This is a genomic window from Moorena sp. SIO4A5, assembly GCF_010672005.1.
GTDB lineage: Bacteria > Cyanobacteriota > Cyanobacteriia > Cyanobacteriales > Coleofasciculaceae > Moorena.
Map to the genome: position 1 here is coordinate 1 of NZ_JAAHHZ010000130.1, position 7,066 is coordinate 7,066.

The window sequence follows — 7,066 nt, forward strand, 5'->3', positions numbered from 1 at the left end:
CAGCATATGGTCTAAAAATGGGATGCCTGTATTAGCGGTGCAGATACCTGTACCATCTAAATTCAGTGACACTTGTACATCAGTTTCCCCAGTAGTACGCCTGACTGAGGCTGTTCGCGCCTTTAACTTAGACTCTTGGGTGTTGAGAATTATCGCTCCGCTCTCGATCTGCGTCGGGTTATCGCTTACTTGCATTACATCTGTGCTCCTGTCTAACTTAGCTTCATCCGCTCAATTGCCTCACAACGAACATGCGCAGCATGAGTGTGAGATCAATTGCGGACAGGGTTTATATCGTTTATACTAGATATAGTAGGGAATATAAATTAAGAGCTAACCGCCACCTACGTGCTTAAAAATAGAACTTATTGTATTGTTCCGGCGGGTCGGGGCATCCTGTGTCGTTAATAAAGTAACCCGTGTATCCGTGCGCCATAGCTGGAGTTGGTAAAAAGCCCACACTGAAGCGTGCTTGTCAGTGTGGGAGTATGTCACCTACATCCCCATTATTTCGTAACCAGCGTCTACATATAAAACCTGACCAGTGATGCCACTGGCTAAATCACTACACAAGAAGGCAGCTGCTTTACCCACTTCTTCCTGAGTAACAGTGCGGCGCAGTGGTGCTACTTTCTCTACATGATGAATCATATCCATTATCCCCCCAACTGCTGAAGATGCTAAGGTCCGGATTGGTCCTGCGGAGATAGCATTGACCCGAATCGTTTGGGGTCCGAGTTCTGCTGCCAGGTAACGAACACTCATTTCCAGTGCTGCTTTGGCAACACCCATCACATTATAATTGGGAATTACTTTAACCCCGCCAAGATAGCTGAGGGTGACAATGCTACCCCCATCAGTCATCAAGTGTTTCCAAGCTGCTGTTAGTCGATTGAGGGAGTAACTGCTAATGTCTAAGGCTAGGGAAAACCCCTCACGGGATGTCTGACTAAATTCTCCCGATAGATCTTCTTTATTGGCAAAGGCTAAACAGTGAATCAGGATGTCCAGTTTGCCCCATTGTTTTGCGATCGCATCCGCAATCGCTTCAATTTGGGCATCGTTTCGGACATCACAGGGCATGATAATGCTAGGCTCGAGGGGCTCTACCAGGTCTCGAACTTTTTTCTCATAGCGACCTTTTTCGTCAGGCAAAAAGTTCACACCTAAATTTGCCCCCGCGTTGTGCAACTGTTGGGCGATCCCCCAAGCAATGGAGCGGTTGTTGGCGATGCCAGTGACAAAAGCATTTTTTCCGTTGAGATCGAGCATGGTTTTGAGGTTGAGTCGCGCTATGAGTCAGGGTTGAAGGTTAGTTAGCCATCTATGACAGCCCAGTTATTATATCCCTGAATGCAGCAACGTTGAGTTTTTCAGCTCCATCTCAACTAGTAATAGGTAATTGTGAGCCCAAGTCTGGTCAAGTATTAAATTGTTATAATTTTTATTATAAATTTTCAGTATAAACGTTTATTATCGTTTATAAGCAAGCGTGCCAGGTAATAAAACTACCTCTATCGGCGATCTGCAATCACCCGGAAGCGAAATAGCGACTAACTCCCCAAGTTAATAGGGATGGGTTATGGCAAGTTTGGTGAGGTTACTCACCCGACTAGAACCAGGGAAATGGCTATTGTGCACCCCATACCCGTTCGCTCCACACCCCAAACCGGGTCTCCTGTTTACCCTTCAGGCTTACCCCCTGAGGTCAGCACCAATCATGACCCCTGAGGTTTTTAGTGTTTGGTAGCAATTTTTACAAAAAATTAGCTCAGATTGATATTAAGTAGTGGGAATTGAAACTCACCGGCCTGTTCGCGTTTCGCCGTAGGCGAAACGCGAACGGCTTTGCCAAAAGGCGCGGGGATTCCTAGATCTACGAGCCGCCGTAAACCGCCGAGTTCCTATTTTTGACGCCGCCAAAAACAAGACAATACAAAACCCGCAAATCCGTGAAAACACCAAATTCCCAGTCAATTCACGACAGACCTAGAGGGCAGTTCTCCTTAGGCGTTCAAGTACTTGTTGGAAGTGCCTTAAAAGTCCGTTTCCCTTCCTTTTCCTCAAGTTCCGGTGTGCCCCACCGTACTTTGTTTTATCTCAAAGGTTATTCTTCTAGGTTCACACGCCAACTGTTGATTGACGATTGGGTTTTTAAAGAGGACTTTCCCAGAGACGAAACCTTAGTAGAGTGGAGCCTTACTACAAAACCTTTTCCCTATGCTGCATAACCTGCCGACTATAAAGGCTCCACTCTACTTACGGTAACTTCAAGCCCTCTAGGCATTACTTCTTTATGGGCAATCAATTGCGGATCTCTCTTCCGGTTGAGCCAACGGTTTCTCAGCCTGTACCTATCTAGATTATACACCAAACAGACGTGGATTTTCAGAAAGCCGTCCTAGAAGGACGGGGTTTTAAACCCAATATTTTTGATAAATTTGTCGATTCCACGATGATTGGTACTAATCGCCGCTTCTCCCCCCAGGGGTTAAGTAAGAATCAAGCCAAGAGCTTGCTAAAATATAGACTAGCAGTTAATACTGTTGGCCTGTTGGCAAATTAGCTCAAAACTTGCCCGGTGCGGTTACAGTCGTCGAATTAAATTCGCCACGGGTCGCACCGCCGAAATTGATGGGCAAGGGGAATTGGAAACGGTTGTAGCAGTTCACAACAAACTAAATAAAACTGTTTAAAATCCGCTAAAATAGCCTAAATATACCAGATTAATGAGCTAATCCGTGGCTTAACATCCCCGGAAGTCTCTTAAATGTAAATAGATAGGGGCATTTGTACAAAGAAATAGATATGGATAGGGTTGTGACGCAGGATACACCACTAGCGGCTGTGTTTCGTCAGATTGGTAGAGGAGCGTTTCCACCAGTCGTAGAAACCTATGAGCGAAGTAAGACGATTTTCTTTCCAGGAGATCCAGCTGAACGGGTTTACTTTTTGCTAAAAGGTGCTGTAAAACTTTCTAGAGTATACGAAGTAGGGGAAGAAATTACTGTAGCACTGCTGCGAGAAAATACGGTTTTCGGTGTTCTATCCCTGATTACTGGTCACCAATCTGATCGGTTCTACCATGCAGTTGCCTTTACAACTGTAGAGTTACTCTCTTCCCCGATTGACCAGGTCGAAAAAGCACTGAAGGAAAACCCGGAATTATCAATGTTGATGTTACGGGGGCTATCGTCTCGGATATTACAGACGGAAATGATGATCGAAACCCTAGCTCATCGGGATATGGAGTCTCGATTGGTGAGTTTTCTATTAATTCTCTGCCGTGACTTTGGGATACCCTGTGGCGATGGCATTACCATTGAACTGAAGTTGTCCCATCAAGCGATCGCAGAAGCTATCGGTTCGACTCGGGTGACTGTCACCCGTCTACTGGGAGACCTACGGGAAAAAGAAATGATTTCGATTCACAAGAAAAAAATTACTGTCCACAAGCCAGTGGTTTTGAGTCAGCAATTTACTTGAAAATTAGTGATTGCAACAACAATAAACCTGATTGCGACCATTAGATTTAGCAATCCGTAGGTTCTCGTCAGCAGATCGCAGTAGGCTTTCCCCTCTATGGTCGTCCGTATGGTTAAGGGAAGCAACACCCAAGCTAATGGTAATTCCGAGCACCAATCTTCCATCAATCTGAAACGGTTGATCGCTAATAATATGTCGCACTCGATTAGCCACTGCTAGGGCTTCTTCACAGTCAGTGTGACTAAGAATGATCACAAACTCTTCTCCACCATAGCGAAAGAGGGAATCTTGAATACGTAGGTTATGTTTGAGACGACTTGCCAGTAGCTTGAGAGCGCGATCGCCTACCGGATGTCCGTAGTTGTCGTTGATGGACTTGAAATAGTCTACATCTAGGATAATCAGACTCAGGGGCGTTGATTGACTAAAGGCATTTTCGACTTGTCGGGGTAACTCCCATTCCATTGCCCGACGATTGCTCAATTCTGTCAAGGGATCAACCAATGCTATCCTAGATAGGAAATCATTAGTGTGCATTGCTTGCCGGTATAGTCGCACTCCTCGTAACCCTGCCTGAATTTGTGCCTTAAGCAACCGATTTTCTGCTACAGCTATGGCTGAGTCTTGATTACTGATTGAACTGATCCGTAAGTAGGCATCTGCACCGTTTTCTAGGGCTTGAGCACATTCTCTTAACTCCCAGTTTGGGTCTCGGCCCATTTTTGTAATCGCTATTTCGGGCAAGTCATTGATCAAAATGCAGTATATCCAACCGAGCAGCTTTTGTTCTTTAATATGACGACATATTTGTAAACTAGCCACCTGGGTTGCCTGCAAAATTAAAATAGCGGGTTGTCTAGTCTTGATGAGTTGTATGACATCATCAAGTTCCCAAGATACCTCGACAGTGCTAGACCTTATATAGCAAGTCCGCTTCACAAATGCAGTGATAAACTGTTTATTTCCTACTACTAATATAGAAGTATCGTTTTTATTTATAGTTAGCTCTACAGAGCTAATACATTCACCAGCAATTAATAATCTTAACACTGCTACTTCTTCAAGAAAGTATTAGCTAATACGTTTGGCTCTAAATTCACCAGTCTATGGGATTGGCTATGGGATAGATAGATTCTAGATAACTAGATAAATTTCTCCTATTGCTGACTATCGTTTGGGAGCTCAAGTACAGTTGGATCAGTTACCAATTTCCCATTGCCGATTCCCGATTCCCCGATATGGATTGTGAATCACGAGCTGTGGAACTCTTGATAAATTAGGTAATTTGATATTATAACAATCATTTTTAAACTATCTTATTGTATATAGCAATTATAAATAGGTTGTGAAATATCAAGCGGCCAGGATGCCAATAATACCATGATTTTGGGTTTATAGATTTTCACAACTCGTTTACAATTGTTATATCGTTTTTAGTTTAACTAGTTTTATTGAACATAAACCTGAATAACAATAAAAATTAGTTTAATCCCCGATGAATCCAAAGCCAACTTAGGCACAACTTAGGCACAACTTAGGCACAACTTAGGCACATCTTAGGCACATAGTTAATTAGGGGTTACTCAGCCGAAGCTGAGCACAGGGATTATTCTATTTATACTTTCCTCTAATACTCTCTTGTTTTTATCACAAGTGGCAGTAGCAATTTCCTGGTATCCAGGTAATTTTTCTAAATCTTTATCGAAGATGGTGAAAACACCTAACTGTTCAACTGAGTGAGAGCATTATTATTCCCACTAACCTCTAATATCAAGTCAGGTTGAATACCCATAATTAGAGGGAGGGTGGGGAGATGGGGAGATGGGGACCCACCCCTAACCCCTCCCAGGAGGGGGAGATGGGGAGATGGGGAGATGGGGAGATTTTTATTAAGGGTAATTATTTCGACATGATCTAAAAAATTTCTTGCAGCCGGAGAGCCTGTGGTCTGCTGCTTAATTAGGATGAAAACTAGCTACAGAATTTATCCCTGTATTTCCTTGAACTCAATGACCATCTTTGTTCCCACCTAAGATAGACTACATTCCCTACATCGTTAACCAACACCTAAGCTGGTATTCATTTAAATTCCATTGTTCTGACAGCAGGTGAGCAAGGGAGCAGGTTTTTTTATAACTGAATAATATCCAATTTAAATGCGCAACACCTAGTTAACCAACACCTAGTTAACCAAAATAATATAACTTACTGATGTATTGTCGTTCGCGTAGCGTCGGCTTTGCCGAAAGGTTAATGTTTGAAGGTTGATAGTCAAAGGTTAACCATTAGCCGTTCGGCAATTTTGATTAAGCTGTCACCCATCTAATTTGCATACTTAGAACGAGGGGGAGAGTGGCAGAGGGATTGACGACTTTTTCCGTTCGCGTAGCGTGGCCATTCGCACCTCAAGCAGCGTGGCAAAAGGCCAAGCGTAGCCAACGGCCAAGGCCTTAAGTAGCAAATCGGCCAATCAAATCACACTAGCTTACTTGGTAGCTTACTCCACGGTGTGACCGACAGTCGTTATGATCTGTCTAATTGAATCTTCAGAGGCTTCGGTTTCAACTCTAACTGTCTTTGATGTTACATCCACTGCGACTTTAGAGTCTGGCTCCTGTTGGAGTATACCTTCGGTAATGGTCTTAGCACAGACATCACACGCAATACTGGGAACTTTTAACTGTACTACTGCCATAGTCAATACTCAATCAGTTTTTCTGACACCGGTTAATCAGCTTCCCCTTAAAGCTCGCAGCCCAAGCTAGCAAGGTTAATGCTTACCAATAACTTAGCTCGATTGACGATAATACTCAATGGGCCTAGCCAGGATTGACTAGACCCATTCGAGTGGAAAAAGACAAATTTTCAACGAGTTAACTTTCTGACTACCAGTTTTGAATCACTACTATGGTTGGCAAACTACACAGATACACCTAATACTACATCTCACACAGTCGTGTCTTTCCGGACTTTGGTTTGGCTTACTCCAACTTCTGTTGGTTTTTGGCCACTTGATGCTATGTTCGATTGGTGCCTACTGTGGCTGGGTCATAGACCGCTAGAAATCATCTTATCTATGCCCATTTAGGTTTTGGCTTCAGGTTTTTCTCTGAAGGATGACTTCCACTCTTTAAATCTAACACGACCTTCTGGAGATTCCGAATACTTGTTGTTAAAGTTAAGGAGTCTTTACAAACTGCAACGATTAGATGAAAAATTATGAAGGGTCTGGGATTTCCCCAATAGGTTGCACCAATACTCAAAGGGCCTAGCCAGGATTGACTAGACCCATCTGAGTGGAAAAAGACAAATTTTCAACGAGTTAACTTTCTGACTACCAGTTTTGATCACTATGGTTGGCAAACTACACAGATACACCTAATACTACATCTCACACAGTCGTGTCTTTCCGGACTTTGGTTTGGCTTACTCCAACTTCTGTTGGTTTTTGGCCACTTGATGCTATGTTCGATTGGTGCCTACTGTGGCTGGGTCATAGACCGCTAGAAATCATCTTATCTATGCCCATTTAGGTTTTGGCTTCAGGTTTTTCTCTGAAGGATGACTTCCACTCTTTAAA

General features: G+C 43.4%; 7 protein-coding genes and 1 pseudogene. 3 read left to right on the plus strand and 5 right to left on the minus strand.

Annotated elements, in window-relative coordinates; all coding sequences use genetic code 11:
- Both F6K57_RS27685 and fabI read right to left on the minus strand, forming a co-directional pair.
- Window positions 1-195: pseudogene (locus tag F6K57_RS27685) on the minus strand (imidazoleglycerol-phosphate dehydratase); the annotation flags it as partial.
- Window positions 196-495: 300 nt separating this feature from the next.
- The gene (gene fabI, locus F6K57_RS27690; protein WP_071103035.1) at window positions 496-1,272 is read right to left on the minus strand and encodes an enoyl-ACP reductase FabI; all 777 of its coding nucleotides are present in this window, start codon (window positions 1,270-1,272) and stop codon (window positions 496-498) included.
- 680 nt (window positions 1,273-1,952) lie between these two features.
- Between fabI and F6K57_RS27695 the strand changes: the two genes are divergently transcribed.
- From F6K57_RS27695 to ntcA, 3 genes are all read left to right on the plus strand, one after another.
- Window positions 1,953-2,231 (plus strand): hypothetical protein, encoded by a 279-nt coding sequence (locus F6K57_RS27695; protein WP_293046913.1) that lies wholly within the window; start codon window positions 1,953-1,955, stop codon window positions 2,229-2,231.
- A gap of 315 nt (window positions 2,232-2,546) precedes the next feature.
- On the plus strand, window positions 2,547-2,696 hold the full coding sequence (locus tag F6K57_RS27700; protein WP_293019852.1) for a hypothetical protein: 150 nt from the start codon (window positions 2,547-2,549) through the stop codon (window positions 2,694-2,696).
- Window positions 2,697-2,808: 112 nt separating this feature from the next.
- Window positions 2,809-3,486, plus strand: a complete 678-nt coding sequence (gene ntcA, locus F6K57_RS27705) for a global nitrogen regulator NtcA (protein WP_293019853.1) — start codon at window positions 2,809-2,811, stop codon at window positions 3,484-3,486.
- A gap of 3 nt (window positions 3,487-3,489) precedes the next feature.
- On the opposite strand, the gene F6K57_RS27710 is transcribed toward ntcA, so the two are convergent.
- The 3 genes from F6K57_RS27710 to F6K57_RS27720 form a co-directional block, all read right to left on the minus strand.
- Window positions 3,490-4,536, minus strand: coding sequence for a GGDEF domain-containing protein (locus F6K57_RS27710; RefSeq protein ID WP_293019855.1), 1,047 nt, complete (start codon window positions 4,534-4,536; stop codon window positions 3,490-3,492).
- Between the two features lie 1,285 nt (window positions 4,537-5,821).
- A complete protein-coding gene (locus F6K57_RS27715) occupies window positions 5,822-5,956 on the minus strand; it encodes a hypothetical protein (RefSeq protein WP_293071631.1) in 135 nt (44 codons plus the stop codon).
- Between the two features lie 27 nt (window positions 5,957-5,983).
- A complete protein-coding gene (locus F6K57_RS27720) occupies window positions 5,984-6,181 on the minus strand; it encodes a heavy-metal-associated domain-containing protein (RefSeq protein ID WP_293024934.1) in 198 nt (65 codons plus the stop codon).
- Between the last annotated feature and the right edge of the window lie 885 nt (window positions 6,182-7,066).